The following is a 24,829-nucleotide window of genomic DNA, read 5'->3' on the forward strand; positions in this document are numbered from 1 at the left end:
CCAGATCTGGCACAAGAGCCCACCCCTCAACCTTAGGCTGCTTCGGGCAGGGAGAGAAGGGTTTCGCCGCTGTTGTACCAACAGGCGAAAACTCCGCCGTGCTCGTTCGTCCGGACCATGCCGAAGCACCAGCTGAGCACGTGGTCGACCTGAGAACTATGGGTGTCATCGGACATGCGCGGGGAAGACGACCCTGGTCAGACTCCTCACCGGCAGGTGCCGACCCGCCTCCGGCCGGATCCTGCTGGACGACACCGACCTCGCCGACGTCGACATCGACGCGTGGCGAACACGCCTCATTCGACCTCCAGCGTGAGCGGACCGATGAGAAATCCCGTCCTCGGCTGTCTATAAGGGGCCCTTCAAACCAGCCGGCTCAGCAAAAGACACCCCGGACAGCTGCCTCACGGTCGACGTCGACCCGGACGGCGCTCTCTGTTCGACCCGGGCTTCGCCGACGAGAAGGTACAAGCCATCTCATGGAGAGGACCAGTAATGGAACGCACAGCTATCAACCCGTGGCCGTTCTCGGTTCAGCTCGGCTTCGACCAAGCGCAGCTCGTCCAGGGGCATCGCAGAGAACTCATCTGCAGTGCACAAGACGCTGTCGACGCCAACGGCGACCCTCAGCATCCGGGCGACCTGGCCGCCCAGCTCGAGCGCGCGATCGACAACCTCGAAACCGTCCTCGCTGACGCCGACATGACCCTCGCCAACGTTGTCCGGCTCAACTTCTACGCCACCGACGTCAACGCCCTACTTCAGAACTTTCCCCTGGTGACGGCGCGATTCGGAGGCCAGCGCTTCGCCACCACCGTGCTCGGCGTGTCCCAACTCGCCGGGCCCGAGCTGCTCGTCGCGATCGAAGCGACCGCAATGGACTAGCCAAAGGCGCCAACCCACGAACGTCCAGGACAGCGTGAGCCAGGACGGACTTCTCGGCTCCGAACCGGCCCGGCCCGCGTTCATCGCACACGTTCCTGAGGGTGTCCCGACCGACGTCAAGCGCACGATGCTGAAGAAGATCAGCGCGGCGGTGGCCGAGGCCTATCAGCTGCCGTGGTTCATCACGTTTCTCCACGAGCACTCCCTCGACCTGGTAGCTGTCGACGGCCAGATCCTGTCCGACGACCAACAGCGCGTCCAAGACCAGAACGAGGCTTACAGCTGATCTGGAGCCCGTTGACAAGTGAGCAGGGTGAGACGCCGTCCGATTCTGGTCCGGGCGGCGCCTCGTGCTTGGCGTGCCTTGGTCTGGTGACGGGCCCTGCCGCCTGGCGTGCAGCTCACCAGCGTCTGGCTGCTACGTCTGCGACGATTTGATCCACGATCGCGGTCGGGACCAAGACAGCGAAGTCCCAACTCTCATCGTCCATCCCTACCAGGATGGTCGCTGTCTCGCCCTCCGCCGCCCAGTGCACAGGTGCGCCGGCGGAGTAGCCGATGTGGAGACAACGCCTGGCCGCCCAGTTGGTCTCGCGGATCGCCCCGAGTTCCGCGACGGCTTCTGCCGCCGCATGGATATTGAGCTCCCAATCCGGCGTCTGCAGCTTCACGACCACCTGCGCTTCGTCGCCATCCCCGGTTTCCCGATCGAGAGTCACGTCCATGCGGTCATGATGGCAGAGCCCTTCGATGACCGGAGCAAGTGAGCCACGCACCCGCGGTTGCCCGAGGCCGGCGTCAGATCTGGGAGACGTTCTCCGTCAATTGGGAAGGCGACGTACGAATCACCTTCCAGTGGCTGCGCGAGGCATTGCTCACGCCTCTCCGACCCGGCAGCCGGGTGATCGTTTTCAGCAGCGGGAGGACCAGCGGCGCCGCAGGTGGCTCGTGGGTGGCAGCTCACTCGGCCTCGCCGCTGCCGGCTGCTGGCTCGGCCTCCCCCACTTCCTTCGAGTCGGGCGTACCGAGTCGAGCTCTTAGCTGGGAGGCTCTCGCCCGGCTCAGTTGCGCTGCGGCTTGGTCGCCTTGCGCGTCCTGGGCGTCGGCCAGGGTGTCGAGTCCAGTCGCAAGCCAGTACGGAGAACCGAGGCGCTGCCAGATCGCGGCAGCCGCCTCCGCGCGTCGCAACGCGTGCGCTGGCTGGCCGGCGGTCAGCTGTGCACGGGCAAGCGCGCGCATCACGGCGGCCTCGCCCCACGTGTTGTGGTACTTGCGTTCCACCCACAGTGCCTCCGCAAGCAGTCGGCGACCTTCGAACGGTCTTCCCAGCTGAACGAGCACTTCGCCCAACCAGCAGGCCGCATGTGCGGACTCGAGCTGGTCGCCGATCCGGTCGCTGATCTCCTTGGCTGCCGAGAAGTTTCGCGCTGCCTGCACATGGTCGCCACGTCGGCGCTCGATGTAGCCGAGACAGCGAAGTCCTTGCGCTTCTCCCGAGACGTATCCTGTTTGCCTGCTCAGCCGCAGGCATTCCTCGAATCGGTCGGCGGCGCCAACGATCTCGTCGCGCTCGAGGTGAACGACTCCGATGCCGTTGGAGGCGTAGACGAAGCCGTGGAGATTTGCCGTGTCCAGCGTTAGGTCTCGTGCGATACCGAAGTATTTGAGCGCCGAATCGTACGCACCTTGTAGACGGTACAGATACCCAAGCCCGGCACTGCAGGCTGCTTCATACCGGCGATCGTGCCCCTTGCAGATAGCATAGGCCGCCTCGAAGTGATGGATCGCCTCTGTGTACCTGTCGAGAAGAGTGTCCAACTCGGCGAGCTCACGGCGCAATCTGGCCTCGGTGAGTCGGTCGTTGGCCAAGAGCGCCGCCTCGAGGGCCTTCGTCTGCACCCGCCGCCAGACGTCCAGGTGGCCATCGATTCGTAGGAAGGCCGACAACGACACGGCGAGGTGTCCGGCGAGGCGAACCGCTCCGACCTCAAGCCCGTCCTCGACGGCGGTGCAGAGGACGGCACGATCTCGCTCGAACCATGCTCGTGGATCCGCGGTGAGTCTCTCGAGATCGGACCGTGGGAGACTCCAACGTGCGAGCCGGTGCTTGGTGACACCGAGAAAGTCCACTGGCAGCTGTAGATTCGCCAGTTCGACCAGACTCAGGCACGCTCCGACAAGTCGTCGAACAGCTGCGGTGCGGGCATGGTCGGGTTCGGCCATTGCCAGCTCCTGGGCGTACAACCGGACAAGGTCATGCAGATGGTACTGCGGCTCAACACGTCCTGAGGTCTCGACCAAGTGAACGCCGACGAGCTCGTCAAGCAGCTGTTCTGCTTGTGTTAAGGAGCAATCCGCGAGTGCTGCTACCACCCACGGCGAGAACTTGACTGGACGGAAGTAGCCCAGCCGGCGAAAAGTCTGCTGAGCCTGCTCGGTCAAGCCGTTGTACGTCACCTCCAGGCTTGGACGGACCGCCAGATCCGCGACAGCCAACTCGTCCAGGCGCGACCGCGCGGCCTGCAATCGATCGGCATATGCGGCTAGCAACCAGTCAGGCCGCGAGGCGAGCCTCGCACCGACGATCCGTAAGGCAAGAGGAAGGTATCCGCAGAGAGATGCGAGTCGTGCCGCGGCGGTTGGCTCCGCCGAGAGCCGGGGGCCACCACAGAGCGTGCCGAGCAATGTCACAGCGTCCGTCCACGAGAGCAACCGGAGCGGGATGCGTACTGCCTCCGCCAATCCGGCGAGGTGCTCACGACTCGTAATGAGGGCCGCACCTCCGGAGTTTCCCGGTATCAATGGGCGAACCTGCTCCAGTGAGGCGGCGTTGTCCAACACAATCAGGATGCGGCGCCCGGAGAGCAGCGAGCGGAACAGTCCTGCCGCTTGCGCGATGTCTTGGGGAACGTCTGCGGGACGGACGCCGAGTGTACGAAGAAACTGAGCCAGAACGTCAGCCTCGGCTCGCGGACTCAGGCCGCTCGATGCGCCCTGAAGATCTACATAGAATTGTCCGTCCGGAAAGACGGCCGAGGTAGCTTGTGCTACCTGTAGAGCGAACGCCGACTTGCCTATTCCAGCGGCGCCGTCGATGGCGACGATCGTCGGTCCGATCCGCTCGTCCGGTTCGCTAAGCCGCCCAATTGCCCAGGCGAGTTCGGACGAGCGGCCGATGAAGGTGCCAGCGCCTGCGGGCAACTGATGCGGCCGTACTGGCTCCGCGATCGCGAGGGCTCCGGGTTCGGACTGCCTGCCGGGCACCTCAACCAGCGCGGGTCTCAAGTCGGCGGCGACCGTGAGCTGAGCTGAGGGATCGTTGCCCTGAAGTATCTCCTCATGCATGCGCCACAGTTCGTGGCTCGGATCGGTACCCAACTCCTTGGCAAGAATCGCGCAGAGGTCGGCATACGCCGAAAGCGCCTCGCTGTGTCGGCCTGCCGCACAAAGTGCGAGCATCAAGAGTGCCCACAAAGGCTCACGCAACGGATGCTCCTTGACCAGAACACGAAGCTGAGGGAGAACCGGATCCGGCTGCCGGAGACTGAGTTTGAGTCGAGCCCATCGCTCGGCGACCGAGGCGCGTTGATCTTCAAGCGACGCCGCTTTGGCTTCCAGGGCTGGGCCACGCTCCAGAAGGCCATCGAGCACCGGCCCACGCCAAAGCCGCAGAGCGTCCGACAGCTTGTTCGCCGCCGTGTGCAGGCGGCCTCGATTGAGCTCCTCCTCGCTTTGAGAGACCAGGCCTTTGAATTGATCCAAGTCCAACTCTTGCGGGAACACGGTAAGCCGATATCCGCCCGCGCGCTCGGTATGCAGGCGAGAGCTCTTGTCGGACGAGACATGCAGAGAGCGTCGCAGGCCCGTGATGTAGGCACGAAGATTCGCCCGTGCCGCCGGTGGTGGATCCCACCATACGGAGTCTATTAAGCGATCATTGGAGACGACCTCGTTGGCGTCGAGCAATAGCGCAGCTAACACCGTGCGTTGCTTTGGCGTACCAGAATCGATGCTTCGGCCATCGAAGGAAACACCAAGCCTTCCCAGAACGCGGAAGTCCATTACGGCCGCACGACTATTGTTGACGCCGACTCTCGCGTTGCCCATGAGCATCACTATGCCACTGCTTCCTGGACTCGACTGCCCCGTCGATTGTCGGCATGCCCGGTGGCATCTGGTGTGGGCTGGAACAGGGCGCTGTGGCTACGCGGTACCCTCGCGAGCCGCCGTCGAGTGCGGCTGGAAGAGCGTGATCAGGTCGTCCAGGGCCGCAACCAGACCGCCGAGGATAAGGCCGATTCCGCCGGCAAGTACGAGGGTGGCCATCGGACTCTGGCTGCTGCCAACCGACACCACGACGCCGAGCACGGCCACGCCCACGAGCAGGGCATTACGCACCACATGCCGCGGGCCTAGCGGCAGGCTCGACGAGCCGAAGCATCGACATGGCACCCGGTGACCTCGTCGCAGGGACAGCATGATCGCGACGCTGAACCCGGTGAGTTGGACGCCGGCCACGACGAAGCCGGCAATTGCGGTGGTCGCGAGCGGCACCGCCAACAGCGGTGGGATCGCCACTTCGATCGCGACCACAGCCAACGCCACGGGGCGCACCAGGATTACGGGTAGCAGGCGCATGTTCTGTATGGAGGTGGTGAAGGCCCGGAACCCGTTACGCCCGGACAGCTTACTCACGGCCGCCAACAGGAAGACGATGCCGAGTAGACAGCGACATCCGATCTCCAGAGATTGCACCGGCACCTCTCATATTCAGGGGACCACAAGCCATCCGCCTCAAAATAACGCGGATTTCATTCGTCCAGTTATCCGGAAACATGTGCGAAATTTGTGCAATCCGATCTGTTCTTCATTGTGCGCTGACCATCTGAGGATCACCGGTGCCGGCCGGGGCGGTTATCGGTGCGCTGGGATTCGAGTGGGAGCCGCGGAACGGCGAGTTTGCGGACAACCACGCCCACCAACAGCTCGGCTGGTACGTAGCCGTAATGACGCGAGTCGTAGGACTGGTCGCGCGCATCACCGAGGACGACAAGGCAATTGGTGGGCACGGCCGGTTCCTGGACACCGCGGAGGACCGGGCAGACGTCTCGAGGAACCGGATCGCCGGGAACGGCGACGGCCCGTTTGATGGTGTGCTGCGATGTGTTGTCCGGGCCGGGGTGAATCGCCGGCTGCTTGTGCGCACCTCCATCGGCCGGCGGCATATCGCCGTCGAGCTTCCAGGTCTCGTCCGGTGTCCCCTCGAAGACAACGATCTGACCCGGCCTCACCGCGCCGATCCGAACCCGTCGGACGAGAACCCGTTCGCCGGCGATGATCGTCGGCTCCATGCTCGCCCCGGACACGACAACGACGAGGTAGCGCCGCCGAAGGAACAGTCCAGCTGCGATCGCAGCCATCAGTGCCCGCAGAGCCACCAAACCTCCCTTGCAGACCAGTGGTCATGAGCAGGAGTTCGCGCAGCCTTCTCCTGACGGGGGCGCAACCCCGAGCGGAAGGCGACTGTCGGCCAGTCAGCCGGCCCATTGCGGCGGACCATGACTCCGCCGCAATGGGATCTGGCAGGCACCGCACTGCGCGGCACCACCGATTACGAACCCGGGCGTCGTGCTTCACCCGTCAGCAACAACCTCCGACGTACTCGCAGTGGGTGCACCCTCCGCCGCTCTCGCAGTCGGAGCAATCCCAGCACCGGGTGCAGTTCTTACAGTCCCAGTGCTGCCAATCGCACCCGCAGGTGCAGTGACCCGCCGCCGCGCTCTGACTCGGTACGAGTCGATTCAGCAGGCTGTCGCCGAGCCGTTCGATCATTGACGAGACGGAGTCGACCGGACGTTCGAGCAGTTTCGGCATGTGGCGTCCTTCCTTTCGGGTGACCCACCATCGGGCCAGGCAGCGTTCAAGCCAGGTTCAGGATGGGACACAGCGTGCATACAACCTGCACATGGCACATTCCTGGGCATGCAGAACGAGTCGGTGAAGAGGCAGACCCGCGACCATATGCAAGATCTATGCATTCTGCAACGGACACTTTCGTGCCAGAACGACAACCCGAACATCCGACCGAAGCACGAGCACTTGCGGCCCCAGGTCGACGACGACTGTCCTCCTGGTTGGTCGACGTGATGAATAGAGGAGATGCAGATGGATATCCTGGCAGCGGCGGTAGTGCTGGTCGGGCTGCTGTGTTCCCTGGACCTGATCCTCACCGTTGGCGTCATCCGACGGCTGCGAGACCACTCCGGACAGTTGTCCGCCATTCCAGGTATGCCTGGATCACAACCTTCGCTGGGAGTGGGCGATCCGGTCGGTGACTTCACCTCGACCGATGTGGACGGACAATTGGTTAGCAACGAGCTGTTGAAGGGCGAAACGTTGGTGGCGTTTCTCTCGGCGGGCTGCGCACCGTGCAAGGACAAGCTGCCTCTACTGGTCGAGTACGCGCGGTCGGCACCCGCCGGGCGCGACGGGGTGCTGGCCGTCGTCCTTGGTGTGAACGAGTCGGACGAAGAGTTCGTCGCAGGCCTTCGCCCAGTGGCTCGGGTGGTGGTCGAGGAGCACAGAGGCGCGATGAGCATGGCGTTCCAGGCCAACCGCTATCCGAGCATCCTCATGGTCGCACCCACGAAAGCCGGCCAGCTTACGGTCAGGGTCACCAACGTGGACCTGACCACGCCTTCGGTGGCCGCTTGATCATGCGTGTTCGGCGCCTGCGGCCGCGGGGTGTTCGGGTGGTGTCCACGGTGCGGCTGATCGTCGGTGCGTACGCGCTGGCTGCCGTGGCCGCGCCCGGGAGCCTTGTGTCGTACCTGATCCTCACGCTCTCAACGGCCGGGTTGCCTGTGATCAGCGCATGGCTGCTGAAGCTGGTCATTGACGTCCTGTCCTCTGGAGCTGGGCTGGGCCGGCTGCTTGGGCTCGCCGCCGGGTTGGCGGTGACAGGCCTGGTCGCCACCGTGACGCCGCAGTTCACTCAGTACCTCGGCGCCCAGGTCAACCGTGCGGTGGGGGTTCTCGCACAGGACCGGCTCTTCGGTGCGGTGGAGGGTTTTGTTGGACTGGGGCGCTTCGAGGACCCGCAGTTCGTCGACCGGCTCCGGCTGGCGCAGCGGGCTAGCGACATGCCCAACCAAGCCGTGAACGGAGTGCTGGGCATTGGCCGAGCGATCATGACCGTCAGCGGTTTCGTCGTTTCGCTGTGGCTGCTCAGCCCTGCACTGGCGACCCTTGTCCTGTTGTCCGGTATACCGATGCTCGTGGCGCAAGTCGCGCTGTCACGACGTCGGTCGCGCATGTTCTGGGATATCTCGCCGACCGAGCGGCGTGAGGTCTTCTATGGTCAGTTGCTTTCCACTGTGACAGCGGCCAAGGAGGTGCGGCTCCTTGGTATCGGCGCGTATCTACGCGGGCGAATGCTGACCGCCCGGCGGGCTGCCAATGCCGCGAGGCGTGCCATGGACAGGCGACAACTCGCGGCCGGAGGCGGGCTGGGACTGCTGGCGGCCCTGATTTCCAGCATAGCGCTCCTGTGGTCGGTACGTGCCGCGCAGGCGGGGGCGCTGTCCGTGGGCGACGTCACGATATTCGTGGCTGCTGTCGCAGCTGTGCAGGGAACGCTCGCAGCCATGGCCGGCGAGGTCGCACAGACCCACCAGGCGCTGCAGATGTTCGGCTACTACACCGCGGTCACCACGGCAGGTCCGGACCTGCCTGTCTCCTCGGAACCGCGGGCCCTGCCGGCCAGCTGGCGACATATCGAGCTGGACGACGTGTGGTTCCGTTACTCCGACGACCATCCGTGGGTGCTGCGAGGTGTCAACCTGCGGATCCCGTACGGCAGGACGCTCGCTCTTGTCGGGCTCAACGGCGCCGGAAAGTCCACCTTGGTGAAGCTTCTGTGCCGGCTGTACGACCCCACCCGTGGTGCGATCCGCTGGGATGGCGTAGACATCCGTGAGGTTGACGTGACCAAACTGCGACAGCGGATCGGCGCGGTGTTCCAGGACCACATGTGCTACGACATGACGGCCGCGGAGAACATCGGCCTCGGCGACCTTGACGCGTTCGACGATCGTGCTCGGATCGTGGCCGCCGCAGGGCGCGCCGGAATCCACAGCACACTTGTCGGGTTGCCGCGTGGATATGACACGCTGCTGTCTCGCATATTCTTCATGGAATCCGACAAGAACAACCCGGAAAAGGGCGTGCTCCTCTCCGGTGGGCAGTGGCAGCGCGTCGCGCTGGCCCGTGCCTTCGTACGCGAGGGCCGGGACCTGATGATCCTCGATGAACCCTCGTCCGGACTGGACGCCGAGGCGGAGCACGAGATCCACAGCTCGCTCAGAAGACACCGCGAGGGACATACCAGTCTCCTCATCTCGCACCGGCTCAACGCTGTGCGAGACGCCGACAGTATCGCCGTCATCTCAGACGGCCACATCGTCGAGCAAGGCGACCACGCAACGCTGATGGCTACCGCGGGAGAGTATGCCCGGTTGTTCACCCTGCAGGCGTCCGGCTACAAGGCCTCCTCCCAGGAGGAGTCGCATCTTCAAGCCCAATCGTGAAGCAGTGCTCACTCCTGGCAAGAGCAAACGAGGCGACGGCGAGTAAACCGGTCCGCCAGGCAGCCACAATCGTCGACCGCTTTCAGGCCAGGCTGCGCGATGTGAAGTATGAGGCACAGCGCGGATGATCGCGCGCTGGGGTCGGGTTACAGCCGGGTCTCAGGTTCTGACACCCGGCTGTGACCCGACCGGTTCTAGAAAGGGATCCATGACCTTGACTGGTTCCAAGGCCGTCGGGCGGCGGGAGTTTCTGCGCCGCGCCGGACTGGCCGCTGCGGCGGGAGCCGTCGTTCCGCTGGTCGGTTCGTCGGCCGACGCTGCGTCCGACGTTCCTGGTGACCCGGATCAGCTGTTCGCGGCCGCAAGGTTCGTCGACGCGGACCGCGGCTACGCGCGGCAGCTGCGCCACGACCCTGCCAACGCACACGCTCTTGCCCAGCGCGGCTACATCGCCCTGCTTTCCAACCGGTTCGGCGACGCCGAGAACTTCCTGTCCCAGGCACTCATTCTGGCGCCCACCGACACTTTCACCCGCCGGCAGCTCGCGGACTGTTTCGTACGCCAGGACCAACTCGCTCGCGCGGTGCCGCTGCTGCGCCAGACCGGCGACCCGGCCGACGCTGCGGCCGCCCAGCAGTACGCCGCCATCACTGGCATCCCGTACCAAATCCACGGCGCCGAAACCACCCGTGTGCCCATCGTGAAGATGGATCCGCTGCCAATGATCGAAGCCTCGGCGAACGGCGGGCCACTGCAGCACTATCTCTTCGACACCGGAGCCGGCAGCATCGGCTTCTCACAAGTCCTGGGCGACGCGTTGGGCCTACGCCCGCTGGCGGCCATCACCGCGGGGACCCCTGGCCAGTCCTTCACCATGTTCCATGGGGTTCTGGAGTCTTTCCGGATCGGCGAGATTGAGTTGCGTAACGTCCCTGTGCAGTGGAGCAATGCCAAGTTGCCCACCGCACCCGAGGGTCCGCGGCCCGTAGGCTCAATCGGGAGCGTGCTCTTCTACCACTTCCTGACCACACTCGACTACGCGGGCCGTGGGCTGGTGCTGCGGCGAAAGAGCAAGGCCCGATCACGAAAGTTCCAGGCGGCGGCGAGGCACGCCGGTGCCGAAGCGCTGCCGCTGTGGCTTGCAGGCACCCATTTTCCGTGCACGCTCGGCAGCCTCAACGACTTCGGTCCGGGAATGGTCTCCTGCGATACCGGCGGCCCTCGAATCGGCGTTGCAGTCCGCACCCAGGGCGCCGGGCCGTGGGTGCCGTCACCCGCCGTTCAGGCGGGGATCGAAGTCGATTACGAGCACCTGACGGAGTTCGGCCGGAGGCTGCACCCTTCGATCTCGCCAGACCGGATCTCGCTCGGCGACGCGGTGGGGCGGCACGTCCCAGGCATCGCGACGGCACAGCTCCCCGGCGACGGCCCGGACGGGTTCCGGTTCCAGACCATCGCCAACGTCACCCACGAGTTCTTCAAACCGTTCGCGGTCACGTTCGACTACACCGACATGAACCTCTACGTCACCCCCACTGTCCCCGACTATGTGTGAGGAACTCAGGGAACCGGACCTCGACGGTCAGTCCGCCCGCTGAGCGTGGGGTGACGGTGAGGCTCGCCTGATGCGCGGTCGCGATGGCACGAACGATGGACAGGCCGAGGCCGTGGCCGCCGTCGTGGGCGGTGCGGGACGCAGCCAGCCGCTGGAACGGCTCCAGCAGCCGATCCACCTGATCCGGCGGAATGACCGTCCCCGTGTTCGCAACGACGAGCGTCGGCGATCCGGATTCGGTGGTCGTGGAGACCACCAATGAGCCCTGGGGGATGTTGTGTCGTACGGCATTGTCGAGCAGGTTGACGATGAGGCGTTCCAGTAGAGCGGCGTCGCCCAAGGCCGAGGCGTTGTCGAGTCGGGCGGTGACGGTGACGCCGTGCCGATCGATTTCCGGCTTCGCCTGCCTCAGCGTCCGGCGGACGAGTTCGGACAGGTCGACCGGTGTCCGGCGCTCGAGGCCGCGCTCACTGCTGGCAAGGGTCAGCAGCGCGTCGAGCAGATCGGTGTGTTGCTCGCTGTTGGCGAGCAGCCTGCGGAACGTCGTGCGGCAGGAGTCGAGGCCGGCGGCGGGGTCGGTGAGGGTCTCCTCGAGCAGGGCGTGTTCGAGCGTGAGCGGTGTGCGCAGTTCGTGAGCCGCGCTGGCGACAAACCGCCGCTGGGCCTCGAACGCGGCCTCCATCCGCGTGAGCAGATCATCGACGGTGTCGGCAAGGTTGGTCAGCTCGTCGCGCGGGCCGGTCAGCCCGAGCCGTTCGTGCAGGTTGCGTTCCGAGATCTCGCGAATGGTCGTGGTCATCGTCCGCAACGGATGCAAGACGCGGCCAGCGACGACCCAGCCGAGTGCGAGTGAGACCACGAACATGATCGCCAGGGCGGTCCCGGACTGGACGAGCAACTCGTGGAGCTGGGCGGCGTGCTGGCGCTCGTTGAACTCTCGCATGGCGGCCGCAGCCGCGGTGTACGGTTCGGGGAGGTCGACGTGGCCTTCATACAGCTGCGGCGGGCCTCCGCCGTTCTGGTACAGGACTCGCTGGCTGCTTGATCGCTGGACGAGCAGGTACGTGATCGCGAGTAGCACTGCGCCGGACAACGCGAACATCGCGCTGTAGAGCAGCGCGAGCCGTAACCGTACGGTGCCGGCGGGGAGCCGTTCGAGCAGGCGCATCGCCATGTCAGATCCGGTATCCGCCGCGCGGGACGGTCGTGATGAGGGGCGGTTCCCCGAGTTTGGAACGCAGCCGGTTGATGGTCGTCTTCACGGTGGTGGTGAACGGGTCGGTCGCCTCGTCCCATACTCGTTCGAGCAGTTCTTCGGCGGACACGGCCCGGCCTTGTGCGGCCAGCAGGTATTCCAGGACGGCGAACTCCTTCGGGCGCAGTGCCAGCCGGAGACCCGCGCGGGTGGCGACCCGCGCCGCTGGGTCGAGCGACAGATCACCGTGCACCAAGATCGGTGGGATGGGCGGGACTGTACGCCTGCCCAGCGCACGGATCCGCGCGATAAGTTCGGCGTAGGCGAACGGCTTGGGCAGGTAGTCGTCAGCGCCCAGGTCCAGGCCTTCCACCCGGTCGGCGATCGTGGCCGAGGCGGTCAGCATCAGCACCCTGGCATGCGATCCACTCGCCAGCACGGCCTGGCAGACGTCGTCGCCGTGCACCTCGGGCAGGTCACGATCGAGGACGATCACGTCGTAGCTGGTCACGGCCGTGGCCTCCAGTGCCTGTAGGCCGTCGATGGCAACGTCGACCGCGATGCCTTCTCGCCGTAGCACCCGTGCGACCGACTCGGCCAGCTCACGGTGGTCCTCGGCCACCAGCACTCTCACATCGCAGAGGCTACCCAGCGCGGTGGTTACAGCCAGGTCACAGCCGCTGGCACCTGGCTGTGACCGTCCGTCGCCTAGACATACGTTTCATGACGTTCACGAAGAAGCATCTGGCGGGTCCACTACTTTTCCTCGCACTCGGACTGGCCCTGGTCGGCTGCAGCGGCGAAGAGCAGACGCCGAAAGCTCAGACCAGCACGAGCGCTTCCGACCAGGCAGTGAAGTACACCCAATGCATGCGCGAGCACGGCATCACCGACTTTCCCGACCCGGTCAACGGCGAGATCCAACTCACCGTACGCAAAGGTACCGATCTGGATCCGACCTCCTCGCGCTTCAAGTCCGCACAGCAGGCGTGCAAGTCGCTGGAGCCGCCCGGCCTGTTCACATCCGCTCCCGGCTCGGATGCGCAGGCGGCGGGGGTGAAGTTCGCGGCCTGCATGCGTAAGAACGGCGTACCAGACTTCCCCGACCCGAAGGGCGGGCGCATGGTGATGAGCGGCAACGTCGACCCGAACTCCCCGGCGTTCCAGTCCGCGGTGCAGGCCTGCCGGGATCTGGCGCCGTCAGGCATGCTCGGTGGTGGTCAGTGAGCACGCCTGCTCCACCGGCCGCCGAGCACGAGTCCCACCGCCGGCCAGCTGGTCGAGGGTTCGGACGCCGCGGCACGCTTGTGATGGTGGCGGCGCTGGTGCTGGCCGCCGCGTCAGCAGGCGCGATCGTGCGGTACGACCCGTACGGCGTGGTCGAGAAGATCCGGCCCAGTACAGCCAATGCCGCAGGTCCACCCGCCGCACCGCCGGCCACGGCGACCGTACGGGAAGGGCCGCTGTCTTCTCAGATCAACGCCGACGGAACCCTCACCTATACGGCCAACTCCGACGGCACAGAGTATTCGGTGGCTAACCAGGCCGGCGGCGTCTACACCGACCTGCCGAGCGGCGGCGACGTGATCGAGTGCGGGCAGGTGCTCTACCTGGTGGACAACCGGCCGATCGTGCTCCTGTGCGGGAGCACGCCGGCGTACCGGAGCCTGGTAGAGAACGAAACCGGTCCTGATATCGCCCAGCTCAACGACAACCTCGTCCGGCTCGGCTACGCAAGCAAGGCGAATCTCGATCCGCACTCAGACACGTTCGGCGCGCAGACAAGCACGGCGGTCAAGAGGCTGCAGAAGAAGCTCGGGGTGCCCCAGTCGGGTGCGATCGCGCTCGGCGACTTCGTATACCTGCCCGGCCCGATCAGGATCAGCAAGCTGACCGTCCATACCGGCGCGGGCGCACAACCGGCGGAGCAGGTGCTGACCGCGACGTCCACCCAGCGCGAGGTACAGGTCGACCTCGATGCCAGTCAGCAGACTGGAGTCTCCGTGGGGGACAAGGCACAGGTCACGCTGCCGGACCAGACCACCACTCCAGCCGTAGTGGCCCGCATCGGTACGGTCGCAGAATCGGCTGCCGACGTGCCGGGATCCTCCGGCGACAGTTCGGCGTCGAGCCCGGACTCGGGTGCGACAGCGATCCCGGTCTATTTCCGGCTTGAGCGGCCCAAGGACGCCGGATCGCTGGAGCAGGCACCGGTCCGGGTCCAGGTCACCACCGGTGGAGTCGAGCACGCGCTGATCGTGCCGGTCACCGCCCTGATCGGCCGGCCCGGCGGCGGATTCGCGGTCGAGACCGTTGCCGGCAACGGCGTCCGTAAGACCGTCCCGGTCACGCTCGGATTGTTCGACGACGCTGACGGGCTCGTCCAGGTCAAGGGTGCGCTCGCATCCGGCGACCGTGTGGTGGTGCCGGCGACATGACCACAGAGAACACAGTCGCACCGCCTCGGCCGTACGACGGGCACTCGCCGGATCGGCAGCCCGCTGCTGTGCTCGAGCTCCGCGAGGTCACCAAGACGTACGGTGAGCAGCCGCCCGTCCTGGCGCTGCGCGGGGTGAACCTCACGGTCAGGCAGGGAGAACTCGTCGCCGTTGCCGGGCCGTCCGGATCGGGCAAGACAACCCTGCTGCACGTGATGGGCACGCTCGACCGGCCCACCAGTGGCGTCGTCGCGATCAATGAAGTCGACATCGCCGGCCTGTCCGACCGCCGGCTGTCCGAGCTACGGGCACGTCACATCGGGTTTGTCTTCCAGCAGTTCTTCTTGGCGGAGCACACGACAGTGCTGGACAACGTCGCCGACGGTCTGCTGTACGCCGGTGTGCCGGCACGCGAACGGCAGGCCAGGGCCGCCGAGGCCCTTGCCCGGGTCGGTCTGTCCGACCGCGCGGGGTTCCGTCCGACCAAGTTGTCCGGTGGTCAGCGGCAGCGGGTCGCGATCGCTCGCGCCCTGGTCGGGCGACCCGCTGTCGTACTCGCCGACGAGCCCACCGGCAACCTGGACAGCACTACCGGCGCCACCATCGTCGAGTTGCTCCATCAGTTGAACGCGGAGGGCGCCACCATCGTGATCATCACCCATGACACCGGCCTGGCGTCCTCGCTGCCTCGCCAGGTCCACGTCCTCGACGGCAAGATCATCTCCGACGACGGGGGGCGGCCATGACCTTCGCTCGACTCACCCTCAGCGATCGTTGGCGGGTCGCCAGCGTAGGCATGCGCAACCGGCCGTTGCGTTCCGCGCTGTCCGCGCTCGGCATCTCCATCGGCGTGGCAGCCATCGTTGCCGTGCTCGGGCTCTCGGCCTCCTCACAGGCCGGGTTGCTCGCGGAAATCGACCGGCTCGGTACGAACCTGCTGACCGCTGCCAACGGTCAGACGTTCTCCGGGGAAAGCGCGCAACTGCCGCTCGAAGCGCCGGACCGGATCTCTCATCTCGGGTCCGTCGAAAGTGTGGCCCACACCGGCACCGTCGCGGATGCCAACGTATATCGCAGCCCGCTCGTCCCGGCCGTCAACACCAACGCGCTCCAGGTGAGGGCCGCAGATCTGGACCTGCCGTCGGTCGTGGCGACCACTGTGGCGCAGGGCCGCTGGCTCAACCCGGCCACAGCGACCCAACCAGTCGCGGTGCTGGGCGCCGACGCAGCCCGTCGGCTCGGGGTCAGCCGCGTCTACCCCGGCGAGCGAATCTGGCTAGGCGGCCAGTGGTTCTACGTCGCCGGAATCCTGGACCCCGCCGTTCTCGCACCCGAGATCGACTCCAGTGCACTCGTTGGCTATCCGGCGGCGCAGGGCTATCTCGGCTACCACAGCATGGTCGGCGGCGAACCGACGATCGGGCCGCCGAGCACAATCTACGTACGCGCCCAGACCGATCACGTGCCCGCAGTGCGATCTGTGCTCGCCCAAACTGCCGACCCCAAGGCGCCGAACGAGGTCGACATCAGCCAGCCGTCCACCGCTCTGACCGCGCGGGCCAAGGCGCAAGGGGCGTTCAACAACCTCTTCCTCGGTCTCGGCGTGGTCGCCCTCATCGTCGGCGCGGTCGGGGTGGCCAACATCATGATCATCGCTGTGCTCGAACGCCGCTCGGAGATCGGACTCCGCCGTGCGCTCGGCGCGACACGTGGCCATATTCGGAGCCAGTTTCTGTCAGAGTCGATTGCGCTCGCCCTCGCCGGTGGCGCGGTAGGTATCGCCGCGGGGATCGTCGCCACCGCTATCTACGCCGCAGGCAAACACTGGGCCATCGTTATTCCAACGCTGGCGTGGGCCGGTGGCATCGGCGCGACCCTCGTCATTGGTGCGCTCGCTGGACTACTTCCCGCCATGAAAGCGTCGCGGCTCTCACCAACCGAGGCCCTACGCACAGCCTGAACTGAATCGCCCAGAAGGTCCGGCCATCGGACGAGTCGGTCGAGACACGGCGCGGCTGGGTCCGCGCAGCCACAGGGCACATCGAGGCGATGGCCCACACGCCGATCACCCAAGCCCACTCCTGCAAGGCGAAGCAGTTGAGAACGGCGTTCAAGGACGCGAGGGACTCTGTCCTGCCATGGATCGCTTGATGCGGGCCTCCTCTCCGCGGCGGTAGTTGGCGATCCGGCTGCGCTCGGCTTCGGCGAGTGCGAGCCGAAGGTCGGCGGCATGGAGATCCTGACAGTATGCCGGTGTTCCTGGCTGTTGGCGCCAGGAGTCACCCAGCCCACCTCCGTCGACGGCGTCGAAGCCGAGATCGTCGACCAGGCGAAGCATCGTCGTTCTGGCCTCCAGTGGATCCCCGGCGACGGAGAGAGCAATCCGCCCTTCGGTTCCCGCCGGCATGCCCTTCTCGAACAGGCTGTCAGCGAAGATGTGGTTGAACGCCTTGATCACCGGGTGTCCGAGTTGTTGCGCCACCCATTCGCTGTCGAGCATGCCGCTATCGATCGGGTCGATCCGGCCATCGCGAAGCTCGGGGTGATAGTTGCAGGTGTCGACTACCACGACATGGTCGTCCACGTTGGCAAAGAGGTCTCTGGGTAGCTCGGTGACTGCCTTCGTTGGAATCGCAACGATCACGATGTCTGCGAGGTTGGCCGCCTCGAAGACAGAAGCGGGCCTCGCGCCGATCTCGGCGGCCAACTGGCTCAGACTGCTCGGGCCTCTCGAGTTCGAGATCAAGAGATCGTGGCCGAGCTCGGCGAGCCGCCGAGCAAGCGTCGCCCCAACGGGTCCTGTACCTATAACGCCGATGTTCATCTGGCTGCTCCTCCTTACTAGTCGATGGTTGGAGCGTTGGTCCTGGCGTGGTCCAGAAGAAGTGATTTCCGAGCCAAGCTTGATTCAAAGCCCTCTGTAGACCGCCGACAGCGAGTTTTCTCATCGGTCAGCCGTCGACAGTCCGCGCTGGCCACACCGGCGCCAGCGGCGCGCCAGCGGTAGTTGTCATCTTGTCCCAGAGGCCGCCGTAACAGGCGCCGAGTCGACAAGTAGTCGTCCGCGGGTGGGGAGGGACGGGGTCGTGTGGGGTAGACCGAGACGTCGTTCGTACGTGTGCCTTGTGGTTTGTGCGTTGGTGCTCGCCGCTGTCCGCCGGCAGGTCGGAGAAGGGGCAGGGCGATGAGCCAGGAGGAGTTCGACCGCGACCATCGCAGTACGCTCTGGCGAGGCCGGGACAGGCTCGTGGACGCGTTCCGTTCCGACCGCAACATCACAGGGGTAGGGGTCGGATACCGGTACCGCGGCGGCGAGCCCACCGACGAACCCGTGGTGATAGCCGCCGTCGCCAAGAAACGGCCCGAGGCTCACGTCGCCCGGACGCGCATGCTGCCACAACACCTCGACATCGACGGCACGCGTTACGGCGTCGACATCATCGAGGCCGGCCCGTTCCGCACCGGTCCAACCGCCGCCACGGCCGACGGTGAACCCATGGTGCGTGACGACACGAACACGTTCTGGCGACCGCTCGAGCCCATCTACCAGCGGATCCGGCCAGCTCTGCAGGGCTGCACGATCGCCAACGAGGCCAACGTGGGTTCTGGAACGTTCGGCTGCCTGGTGCGCGACCGGACCGACGGCACCCTGTGCCTGCTGAGCAACAACCACGTGCTCGCCAACCTCAACCAGGCGTTCCCCGGACGGCTCATTCTCCAGCCCCGGACCTTCGAGCCCGACCCCGCGAACGGCATCGCCAACCTGAAGCGCTACATCCCGCTGCGGTTCGATCCGGCCAACCCTGGCAACGTCGACTGCGCGATCGCGGAGGTCATCGATCCGACACTGGTGAGCAAGAACGTCGCACTCGGCCTGATGCCGCCGATCTCCCGACAGCATCCGGCGGTCGGGTTGCTGTTCGCCGGCGACACCGCTGCCAACATTCTGATCTGCGACATGGGCGAGGTGCTTCGCCAGCTCAACGTCACGCTGCTCGCCGATGAAGCTGTCCGGCGCGCGGAGCTTGGCATGCACGTCGACAAAGTCGGCAGTGCGACGCGCTACACAGCGACCGAGGTGATCGGGCTCGACTTCACAATCCCCGTCTCCCACGGCTTTCCCGGGGTCCCAGACCCGATGTGGATCAGCGGAGCCCACCTGGTCGCCAACGGAGGTTGGTTCGGCGACTCAGGGTCAGTCGTCTGCGCGGGCGGCAACAACGATCGGCCCGTCTACGTCCTGGCCGGGCCGTGCTTCGTGATCCCGATCATCCCGGACATGTACGACCTACCCGATACGGCGACCACGGCGTTCGCCGACCGGATCCGCGACGAGTTCCTCGCGCTGACGCTGGTCGGCCGGCTGCTCATCCAGGTGCTCTACCTCAACTCCGAGACCGTGATCAGCCGCACCGAAGGCGTCGAGGCGTCCGACGACGAGAAGTTCTACGCCAACGATCTCTACGCGAAGTACCGCGACTTCATGGAGGCCGCGCTCGACGATCCAGACGATCCCAGGTTCGTCGTCACGCAGGAGCACCTCGACGACACCTCCCTTGCCCTGTACGGATTCTCGCTGCGGGCGACGGAGGAGGAGAGCCAGGCCGCCGGCCAGCTCTACGACCAGGTGCTCACCCGTACGGTCGGCATGAACTACCGGCAGTTGCTCGCGTTCATGAACGACATCTCGGTCTACAACGAGGTGTACGACATCCTCGCAACGATTCCAGGGCTCGTCATGCGTGACCGCGACACGACCTTCTGAGCACCCGTTCGACTCTCCAGACAGGAGGACAGCTGGAGGTATGCGCGGCGATCGGCGCTCCAGCGCTGTTGCAGCGGTTGCAGGCCCGGCGCTGGAATGCCGCGCAGTTCGGCGGTCCGCGTCAGGACTGCGACCATCCTCCGCCAGGTGCCGATCACCCGTGAGCAGGTAGGCCGTGCCCATCAGAGCTTGGCCTCGAGCCGAGACGAACTCGTCGAACCCCGCGTAGCGATCCATCGCCACCGCCTCTGCCCGTACATACGAGCCCGAGACCGAGCGAGGTTGCGCGGCTCTCAGCGCCAGTCGAGGAAGAACACCGCAACGCCCAGGGCGGAGAACTCTCCGCTCGGCTCGGCTTTCTTGGGTGTGGAGCCTGGTTCGAGGTCGGAGAGGTAGTGGTCACGTGCGTTCTCGTTCACGGACAGAAACAGGAACCGCTTCCCATCCGGCGAGACGACCTGCACGAAGTTCTTGTGATCGTTGCCGGGAAGGATCGGCGCGCTGGGCGTCGCGTTCGGGGCGAGGTCGAGCGTTGAGAATCTCTGGCCGATGAGGTCGCTGCCACACAACACCGTGTCGTTGTCGATCCACCTGATCGCGCTACCAGCATCAGGCTCGCCGCAGGACACCGGCGTCGCCTGGTCGACCAGATCTTCGTCGATGACACGGCGACCCGCCGGGATTTCCAGAACCCCGCCGCCGGACAGGAGACGTTTTCCGTCTGGAGAGATTCGAGGGCCGCCGCCCAGCACCGCCGTAGCCGGTGTCCCGACCACGAACAGATGACTTTCGCCGACAGACTCGACCTGCTGTCGATCGACGACCTGATGGTCTCCGGCAAGTGGCCGGCTCGCGACCCGCTCCTCCTCGTCAACCTCACGGGTGAACCACACCTCGCTGCCATCCGGTGCCATGACCGCGTTGTCCTCGTGCGGGGTGTTCCCGAAGCCCTCCTGTCCGGTCAGGTCGGTGAGCTTGCCCGAACGGTCGACATAGCCGACATGAGTCGCCATGCTCTTCGGGTCCTGAATCACCACAGCCAGCTTCGTGAAGTTCTGATCAAAGAGCGATCCGACGGCGAGGATGTCGTTGCTGTCGGTCAGTCCGTCCGGCGAGCACAGGTCATCGACAGCAGTGCCGGGCCTGACCTCCTCAGTCTTGGTGACCACCGTGTCCGGCAGCTGGAACTCCGCGTGTGCCACCTTCTTCAAGTTCTGCGGACTCCAGCCATCAACGGAGACGATTCCGCCGCCGCCGTTGCCCGGCGTGCAGACCGCGGTGACAAGCAAGTCTCGTCGGGAGAAATCTTGCCTGGCCACTGGCTTGGACCGACTTTGACTCTGAGTGCGTTCGGGTACCGCGTCGGCCTGATCGGCGTCCGATGAACAGGCCGCAAGACCCCCTGTCAGTGCCAGCACGAGCAGAACCCCGCACGCCTTCGCTGAACCGAACATGCACCTACCCCAGATTCTCGTGGTGGACGGAAGCGTTCAAAGGAGTCCGAACCCTATCCATCCGCCCGGTCACGCGACCGGCAGGTCAGATGAGGACGATTTGGGCTGATTCGTCCTATTGGGAGACGAGCTGGTCCGTGAGCTCGATCGGACGGATCAGCGCCAGCGCCACCACCACCACCAGCAGGACACGTGCATCCAATCGACGCGAACCGGCGCTGAGAAGGTAGGGGCAAGGCGTCATTCGCAGGATGCGTGGCGCCTTTAGACGCGGATCGGGCTGCGGCGCCGCTTGCAAGGCATCCGGGCAACCCGCCGTCCTGTCATGAGATCGCAACCTGACAGCAGGACAGTCTCAACACCCCCAGCCTCCTCGCCCGCAGCGGAGGGACAGCGTACTCACGTCGTGTCAATCGAGCGTTGGCGCCGTCGATGGCGAAGACATAGTGCAGGCCGTGGCGCAGGAGCAGATCAACCGTCCTGCGGTCGGGGTTCCGCAGGACGACACCGCCTCCACGCGCCCGGCACACCCGATGCGCCCCGAGCAGAGCACCGATGACCGCGGAGGAGATCCGCCTTACCCGCTTGACATCCACGACGATATGCCGGGCGCCTTCGACCAGGATGGCTCGAAGTTGCCACCTCAGCCCGGCCATGCCGTCGACGAGCGTCTCGTCGGTGAGGTGGATCGTCGCCTTGCCCCGGCCGTCGTCCGGTGCCGACCCATGGCCGTCGGATCGCATCCCGTCGCCTCCCATTCGACCGCCCACGAACACTCTTCCGGTGTGCTGTTGCGGCCGCTTGGCCAACGGGTTTGCGATTCGATGACAAAGCTGGACGGCGGTTAGCTCTTCGCACCCAGATTCGCTCGTCATCGTGCGGTTTCCGCGAGCTGGCTGATCAGTGCGGTGGGCTTGCCCAGCACGGCTCCGGCGACATAGCGGTCGATTCCAGGCACCTTGATCAGCTTCAACGCGGTTCGGCGTACACCCAGCTGCAGCCGAGACTTCGGCAGGAACCATCGGGCGCCGTTACGTCCGGCCTGTTGCTTCTCGGTCACGACGGGACGCCAGTCCTGCTCGTACCGCTGGAGTGCGGCCTCGATCGAGTTACAGCCGGCCAGATACTCCGCCAGCAGGTACGAGGCCGCCATGGCGAGCGTGGCGCCCTGTCCGGCCAGCAGGGACACCGCCTGGCAGGCATCGCCGACCAACGTGACCCGGCCAGAGCTCCAGTGCGGCACGTCGACCTGGGCCACCAGGTCGTAATAGACCTCGCCGGCTGGAGGGCACAGGGCGAGGACGCGCGGCACGAGCCAGCCCAGCGAGGCGTACTCCTCCCGGACGGCTGCCTGCGTGTCGGCCGGGAGTGCTCGGCTGGCCGTGCGGTGCACGGCGAAGACGGCGACTCTCCCGTCGCGCAGTCCGTAAACACCCATCTGCCGGCCCGTCGTGTCGGTCAGGCAGAACCTGCCTTCGACCTCCGCATGGGTCACCGGATCGTCGAAGTGGTAGGCGGCGGTGTGCATGCCCAGATAGCGGAGGAACTCCTCCTCCGCACCGAAGACCATCCGGCGGACGATGGAGTGGATGCCGTCCGCGCCCACGAGGAGGTCAGCGTCCAGGCTGCCCCCATCGGTCAAGGTGAGGTTCACGCCGTCGGGCCGGTTGTCGATGTCGGCGATGCTGACGGCGAACCGGAGTTCGACGCGGTTCGAAAGCTGTTCCCGCAGAGCCTGTTCCAGGTCGGGACGCATGATGGTCAACAGCCGCCCGCGCAGAGTCCTGGCGAACTGGGTGTAGTCGACTCCCGCGCGCCGCCGGCCGCGCTCGTCCACATACGTCGCCTCACCGATGTCGTAGGCCAGCTCACGCAGCCGCGGCAGCATGCTGAGCGCTTCCGCGGCGTCGTAGCCGGGCCCGGCGAAATCCATCATGTAGCCCTGTGTTCGAGGTCCGGGCGCCTTCTCCAGTACGACGACCTCGGCGCCGAGCGCGTCCAGCCGGGCCGCGAGCGTCAACCCCGCGATACCCGCCCCACAGATCACGACCTGCATTACCCCTCACCTGCCTCTCGCTTGCCTTTCCTGGTCCGCGGCCCACCTGCCGCTTGGCCGAGGATCCTGCGCAGGACAGGAGCGACGTCCCGTGCGCCGACTGCGAAACTCCACCAGCACGCCGCGGCCGGCCGCGGCGTGGGCAGGATGCGGAGTACGGCTCACGAGAGTTCGCCGGCGGCGTCTGCGAGCAGGCGCAGTCCGACTGCCACCTGCGTGCGTTGCCGATCCGAGAGATTGGACAGGATCCGGCTGATCTCAACGTGCCGACGCTTCATTACCTTGGCCATCAGCCGATGACCGGCCCTGGTGGCCACGATCTGGACAACCCGCCGATCTTCCGGCACTGCTTGGCGCTCGACGAGCGCCTTGCGTTCGAGCCGGTCGCACATCCGGGTCGCGGTGGACGGGTTCACCGCGAGCGCGGCCGCGAGATCCACGATGCGTTGCGGGCCTCGCGTGGTCAACACAACCAGCAGCCGGTACTGCGGCAGGGTGACGTCCTCCGAAAGCCCGGCAAGCGAACGGGCCGTCATCGCGACCAGTGTTCGGCTCGCGTCGGCGACGGTCTCGACGATGGCGTCGAAGGTCGCGTCTGTCGTTCTCGGCGGAGTCGATGTGTGCGGCATGTCGCTAATTATTGCACACATGCACTGTTTGCCTATAGCATTAATCTTGCGTTCTGACGCGCATCAGGTTGAGGGTCAGATGACATCGACGACCGTTTTGGTGACAGGCGCCGCGGAGCTGATCCTTCGGATCGCCCGCTCCCGTAAGCCGTTGGGCCGATATGGCGCGGGCAGGGAGGCACGATGGCTGCCCTACGTCAAGGCGGCGCCGAAGCTCGCTTCACGCAATTCGGGTGTATACGATCTGTTCTTCGGCTGCGTTACCGTCACCATCGTCCGGATAGTGCCACGTGCCGACGTACTCGGAGTTGTCGTCATTGAACCTGGCGTTGAAAAACGTATCCGACTTCTCGTCACCTAGGCTGACGCGGAGATTCTGACCGTCCAGCACCCATGCGTAGGTGGACTCATCGCCCATGGTGTCCATGTAACGGGCCCGCAGCATGTCGGTATCTCGATCGTAGGTGACGTGCTGAATGACCTTCATTTCGGTGCCGTTGACGACAAAGTCGACGTTCATGACCAGAAGATGACCTTGCCGTACCGGCCTGTACTCGGCCTTCCCGTTGATTCCCGGACCTTTGACCCGCCACTTTCCACTCAAGCGCTGAGTCAACTCGGTGAGCTTAGGGTTCGGCCGCGCGGCCTGTGCCGGGACGGCCGGCTCGTGGTCAGACACGCTGCTCCCTCCCGATCGAACTCTTTCTACGCCCCGTTGAGCACGGCTCAGGCTATCGACGTGGAGTCCTCACAGCGACGTCGGTCGACACCTACCACGTCTGGCTTGGTTGAGCCGGACTCGAGCGACGGAGGCGGCCGATGCAGCGCGGACCAGCCGCACCACGAGCTTGCTCAGAGTCGGATAGCCCTCGAACGGGCGGCGCCGGGTGCACGCGACCGGACCTTCGGCCCGTCAGCAGGTCGGACCGGGATACCAAGCGTTGTGGAGCTCGGACCTGGAAGGAACCAGACCCGATGCCGGTGGGGCGGGTACAGACCACTCGGTCCGGTGGTGGGCCGCCTGGGGATCGAACCCAGAACCAGCGGGTTAAAAGCCCGATGCTCTGCCGGTTGAGCTAACGGCCCGGAACGGTGGAGAGCTTACCCGCTCCGGGCGAAAGCTGGAACAGAGGTTTCTCCGGTCAGGCGCTCGACCTGTTACGCACAGTCAGACGCCCACCGAGGCGGCGGCCGGCCCGGGCTGAACGCGGTCAGCTGACCGGCCAGATTGACGTCGGCGTTTCTGACACAGTCAGGAGATGCG

22 protein-coding genes, 1 tRNA gene and 1 pseudogene are annotated in these 24,829 nt (G+C 65.6%); 11 read left to right on the top strand and 13 right to left on the bottom strand.

What is annotated here, in order from left to right; all coding sequences use genetic code 11:
• Positions 1-190: 190 nt before the first annotated feature.
• The 3 genes and pseudogenes from ACYVF6_RS32730 to ACYVF6_RS32740 form a co-directional block, all read left to right on the top strand.
• Positions 191-316 (top strand): annotated as a pseudogene (locus ACYVF6_RS32730) (hypothetical protein); the annotation flags it as partial.
• A gap of 179 nt (positions 317-495) precedes the next feature.
• Positions 496-885, top strand: a complete 390-nt coding sequence (locus ACYVF6_RS32735; RefSeq protein WP_460526796.1) for a RidA family protein — start codon at positions 496-498, stop codon at positions 883-885.
• Positions 886-919: 34 nt separating this feature from the next.
• The gene (locus ACYVF6_RS32740; RefSeq protein WP_460526798.1) at positions 920-1,171 is read left to right on the top strand and encodes a hypothetical protein; all 252 of its coding nucleotides are present in this window, start codon (positions 920-922) and stop codon (positions 1,169-1,171) included.
• 115 nt (positions 1,172-1,286) lie between these two features.
• On the opposite strand, the gene ACYVF6_RS32745 is transcribed toward ACYVF6_RS32740, so the two are convergent.
• The 4 genes from ACYVF6_RS32745 to ACYVF6_RS32760 all read right to left on the bottom strand — a co-directional run bounded on the left by ACYVF6_RS32745 (position 1,287) and on the right by ACYVF6_RS32760 (position 6,305).
• Complete coding sequence (locus ACYVF6_RS32745; RefSeq protein ID WP_460526800.1) at positions 1,287-1,610, bottom strand: hypothetical protein; 324 nt, start codon at positions 1,608-1,610, stop codon at positions 1,287-1,289.
• A gap of 235 nt (positions 1,611-1,845) precedes the next feature.
• Positions 1,846-4,992 carry an AfsR/SARP family transcriptional regulator gene (locus tag ACYVF6_RS32750; protein ID WP_460526802.1) on the bottom strand — a complete coding sequence of 1,049 codons (3,147 nt, stop codon included), beginning with the start codon at positions 4,990-4,992 and terminating at the stop codon, positions 1,846-1,848.
• Positions 4,993-5,088: 96 nt separating this feature from the next.
• Positions 5,089-5,640, bottom strand: a complete 552-nt coding sequence (locus tag ACYVF6_RS32755; RefSeq protein WP_460526804.1) for a MauE/DoxX family redox-associated membrane protein — start codon at positions 5,638-5,640, stop codon at positions 5,089-5,091.
• Between the two features lie 137 nt (positions 5,641-5,777).
• The gene (locus ACYVF6_RS32760; RefSeq protein ID WP_460527205.1) at positions 5,778-6,305 is read right to left on the bottom strand and encodes a S26 family signal peptidase; all 528 of its coding nucleotides are present in this window, start codon (positions 6,303-6,305) and stop codon (positions 5,778-5,780) included.
• 769 nt (positions 6,306-7,074) lie between these two features.
• On the opposite strand from ACYVF6_RS32760, the gene ACYVF6_RS32765 reads away from it, so the two are divergent.
• The 3 genes from ACYVF6_RS32765 to ACYVF6_RS32775 all read left to right on the top strand — a co-directional run bounded on the left by ACYVF6_RS32765 (position 7,075) and on the right by ACYVF6_RS32775 (position 11,028).
• Positions 7,075-7,599 carry a thioredoxin domain-containing protein gene (locus ACYVF6_RS32765; protein ID WP_460526806.1) on the top strand — a complete coding sequence of 175 codons (525 nt, stop codon included), beginning with the start codon at positions 7,075-7,077 and terminating at the stop codon, positions 7,597-7,599.
• A gap of 50 nt (positions 7,600-7,649) precedes the next feature.
• Positions 7,650-9,473: an ABC transporter ATP-binding protein gene (locus ACYVF6_RS32770; RefSeq protein ID WP_460526809.1), complete on the top strand. Its 1,824-nt coding sequence runs from the start codon at positions 7,650-7,652 to the stop codon at positions 9,471-9,473.
• A gap of 124 nt (positions 9,474-9,597) precedes the next feature.
• Entirely contained in the window at positions 9,598-11,028 is a 1,431-nt protein-coding gene (locus ACYVF6_RS32775) for an aspartyl protease family protein (protein WP_460526811.1), read from the top strand.
• Here ACYVF6_RS32775 and ACYVF6_RS32780 read toward each other — a convergent pair.
• Positions 11,000-12,202 (bottom strand): sensor histidine kinase, encoded by a 1,203-nt coding sequence (locus tag ACYVF6_RS32780; protein WP_460526813.1) that lies wholly within the window; start codon positions 12,200-12,202, stop codon positions 11,000-11,002. The two genes, ACYVF6_RS32775 and ACYVF6_RS32780, sit on opposite strands and share 29 nt — an antisense overlap.
• 1 nt (position 12,203) lies before the next feature.
• Positions 12,204-12,857: a response regulator transcription factor gene (locus ACYVF6_RS32785; RefSeq protein WP_460526815.1), complete on the bottom strand. Its 654-nt coding sequence runs from the start codon at positions 12,855-12,857 to the stop codon at positions 12,204-12,206.
• An 89-nt stretch (positions 12,858-12,946) separates the two neighbouring features.
• Between ACYVF6_RS32785 and ACYVF6_RS32790 the strand changes: the two genes are divergently transcribed.
• The 4 genes from ACYVF6_RS32790 to ACYVF6_RS32805 are packed head-to-tail and all read left to right on the top strand — an operon-like array spanning position 12,947 to position 16,621.
• Positions 12,947-13,450 (top strand): hypothetical protein, encoded by a 504-nt coding sequence (locus ACYVF6_RS32790; RefSeq protein WP_460526817.1) that lies wholly within the window; start codon positions 12,947-12,949, stop codon positions 13,448-13,450.
• Entirely contained in the window at positions 13,447-14,661 is a 1,215-nt protein-coding gene (locus ACYVF6_RS32795; RefSeq protein WP_460526819.1) for an efflux RND transporter periplasmic adaptor subunit, read from the top strand. The genes ACYVF6_RS32790 and ACYVF6_RS32795 overlap by 4 nt, the downstream gene beginning before the upstream one ends.
• Positions 14,658-15,407: an ABC transporter ATP-binding protein gene (locus ACYVF6_RS32800; RefSeq protein WP_460526821.1), complete on the top strand. Its 750-nt coding sequence runs from the start codon at positions 14,658-14,660 to the stop codon at positions 15,405-15,407. Before ACYVF6_RS32795 ends, ACYVF6_RS32800 begins: the two co-directional genes overlap by 4 nt.
• 50 nt (positions 15,408-15,457) lie before the next feature.
• On the top strand, positions 15,458-16,621 hold the full coding sequence (locus ACYVF6_RS32805; RefSeq protein ID WP_460526823.1) for an ABC transporter permease: 1,164 nt from the start codon (positions 15,458-15,460) through the stop codon (positions 16,619-16,621).
• A gap of 150 nt (positions 16,622-16,771) precedes the next feature.
• On the opposite strand, the gene ACYVF6_RS32810 is transcribed toward ACYVF6_RS32805, so the two are convergent.
• On the bottom strand, positions 16,772-17,569 hold the full coding sequence (locus tag ACYVF6_RS32810; RefSeq protein WP_460527207.1) for an NADPH-dependent F420 reductase: 798 nt from the start codon (positions 17,567-17,569) through the stop codon (positions 16,772-16,774).
• A 276-nt stretch (positions 17,570-17,845) separates the two neighbouring features.
• On the opposite strand from ACYVF6_RS32810, the gene ACYVF6_RS32815 reads away from it, so the two are divergent.
• Entirely contained in the window at positions 17,846-19,426 is a 1,581-nt protein-coding gene (locus tag ACYVF6_RS32815) for a hypothetical protein (RefSeq protein WP_460526825.1), read from the top strand.
• A 293-nt stretch (positions 19,427-19,719) separates the two neighbouring features.
• Here ACYVF6_RS32815 and ACYVF6_RS32820 read toward each other — a convergent pair whose 3' ends face one another.
• From ACYVF6_RS32820 to ACYVF6_RS32845, 6 genes are all read right to left on the bottom strand, one after another.
• Positions 19,720-20,844: a hypothetical protein gene (locus ACYVF6_RS32820; RefSeq protein ID WP_460526827.1), complete on the bottom strand. Its 1,125-nt coding sequence runs from the start codon at positions 20,842-20,844 to the stop codon at positions 19,720-19,722.
• A 359-nt stretch (positions 20,845-21,203) separates the two neighbouring features.
• Positions 21,204-21,755 carry an STAS domain-containing protein gene (locus ACYVF6_RS32825; RefSeq protein ID WP_460526829.1) on the bottom strand — a complete coding sequence of 184 codons (552 nt, stop codon included), beginning with the start codon at positions 21,753-21,755 and terminating at the stop codon, positions 21,204-21,206.
• The gene (locus ACYVF6_RS32830; RefSeq protein WP_460526831.1) at positions 21,752-22,936 is read right to left on the bottom strand and encodes a Rossmann-fold NAD(P)-binding domain-containing protein; all 1,185 of its coding nucleotides are present in this window, start codon (positions 22,934-22,936) and stop codon (positions 21,752-21,754) included. Before ACYVF6_RS32830 ends, ACYVF6_RS32825 begins: the two co-directional genes overlap by 4 nt.
• 161 nt (positions 22,937-23,097) lie before the next feature.
• Positions 23,098-23,565, bottom strand: coding sequence for a MarR family winged helix-turn-helix transcriptional regulator (locus tag ACYVF6_RS32835; protein WP_460526833.1), 468 nt, complete (start codon positions 23,563-23,565; stop codon positions 23,098-23,100).
• 220 nt (positions 23,566-23,785) lie between these two features.
• Positions 23,786-24,244, bottom strand: coding sequence for a hypothetical protein (locus ACYVF6_RS32840; protein WP_460526835.1), 459 nt, complete (start codon positions 24,242-24,244; stop codon positions 23,786-23,788).
• A gap of 331 nt (positions 24,245-24,575) precedes the next feature.
• Positions 24,576-24,651: transfer RNA gene (locus tag ACYVF6_RS32845), tRNA-Lys, on the bottom strand.
• Between the last annotated feature and the right edge of the window lie 178 nt (positions 24,652-24,829).

This window comes from Flindersiella endophytica, assembly GCF_054779015.1.

Excerpts from the sequence above, each read along its gene's own strand:
- ACYVF6_RS32750 (WP_460526802.1), bottom strand. The coding sequence starts at position 4,992 with ATGGGCAACGCGAGAGTCGGCGTCAACAATAGTCGTGCGGCCGTAATG.
- ACYVF6_RS32760 (WP_460527205.1), bottom strand. The coding sequence starts at position 6,305 with ATGGCTGCGATCGCAGCTGGACTGTTCCTTCGGCGGCGCTACCTCGTC.
- ACYVF6_RS32815 (WP_460526825.1), top strand. The coding sequence starts at position 17,846 with ATGAGCCAGGAGGAGTTCGACCGCGACCATCGCAGTACGCTCTGGCGA.
- ACYVF6_RS32830 (WP_460526831.1), bottom strand. The coding sequence starts at position 22,936 with ATGCAGGTCGTGATCTGTGGGGCGGGTATCGCGGGGTTGACGCTCGCG.
- ACYVF6_RS32825 (WP_460526829.1), bottom strand. The coding sequence starts at position 21,755 with ATGACGAGCGAATCTGGGTGCGAAGAGCTAACCGCCGTCCAGCTTTGT.
- ACYVF6_RS32780 (WP_460526813.1), bottom strand. The coding sequence starts at position 12,202 with ATGGCGATGCGCCTGCTCGAACGGCTCCCCGCCGGCACCGTACGGTTA.
- ACYVF6_RS32805 (WP_460526823.1), top strand. The coding sequence starts at position 15,458 with ATGCGCAACCGGCCGTTGCGTTCCGCGCTGTCCGCGCTCGGCATCTCC.
- ACYVF6_RS32790 (WP_460526817.1), top strand. The coding sequence starts at position 12,947 with ATGACGTTCACGAAGAAGCATCTGGCGGGTCCACTACTTTTCCTCGCA.
- ACYVF6_RS32835 (WP_460526833.1), bottom strand. The coding sequence starts at position 23,565 with ATGCCGCACACATCGACTCCGCCGAGAACGACAGACGCGACCTTCGAC.
- ACYVF6_RS32775 (WP_460526811.1), top strand. The coding sequence starts at position 9,598 with ATGATCGCGCGCTGGGGTCGGGTTACAGCCGGGTCTCAGGTTCTGACA.
- ACYVF6_RS32735 (WP_460526796.1), top strand. The coding sequence starts at position 496 with ATGGAACGCACAGCTATCAACCCGTGGCCGTTCTCGGTTCAGCTCGGC.
- ACYVF6_RS32745 (WP_460526800.1), bottom strand. The coding sequence starts at position 1,610 with ATGGACGTGACTCTCGATCGGGAAACCGGGGATGGCGACGAAGCGCAG.
- ACYVF6_RS32800 (WP_460526821.1), top strand. The coding sequence starts at position 14,658 with ATGACCACAGAGAACACAGTCGCACCGCCTCGGCCGTACGACGGGCAC.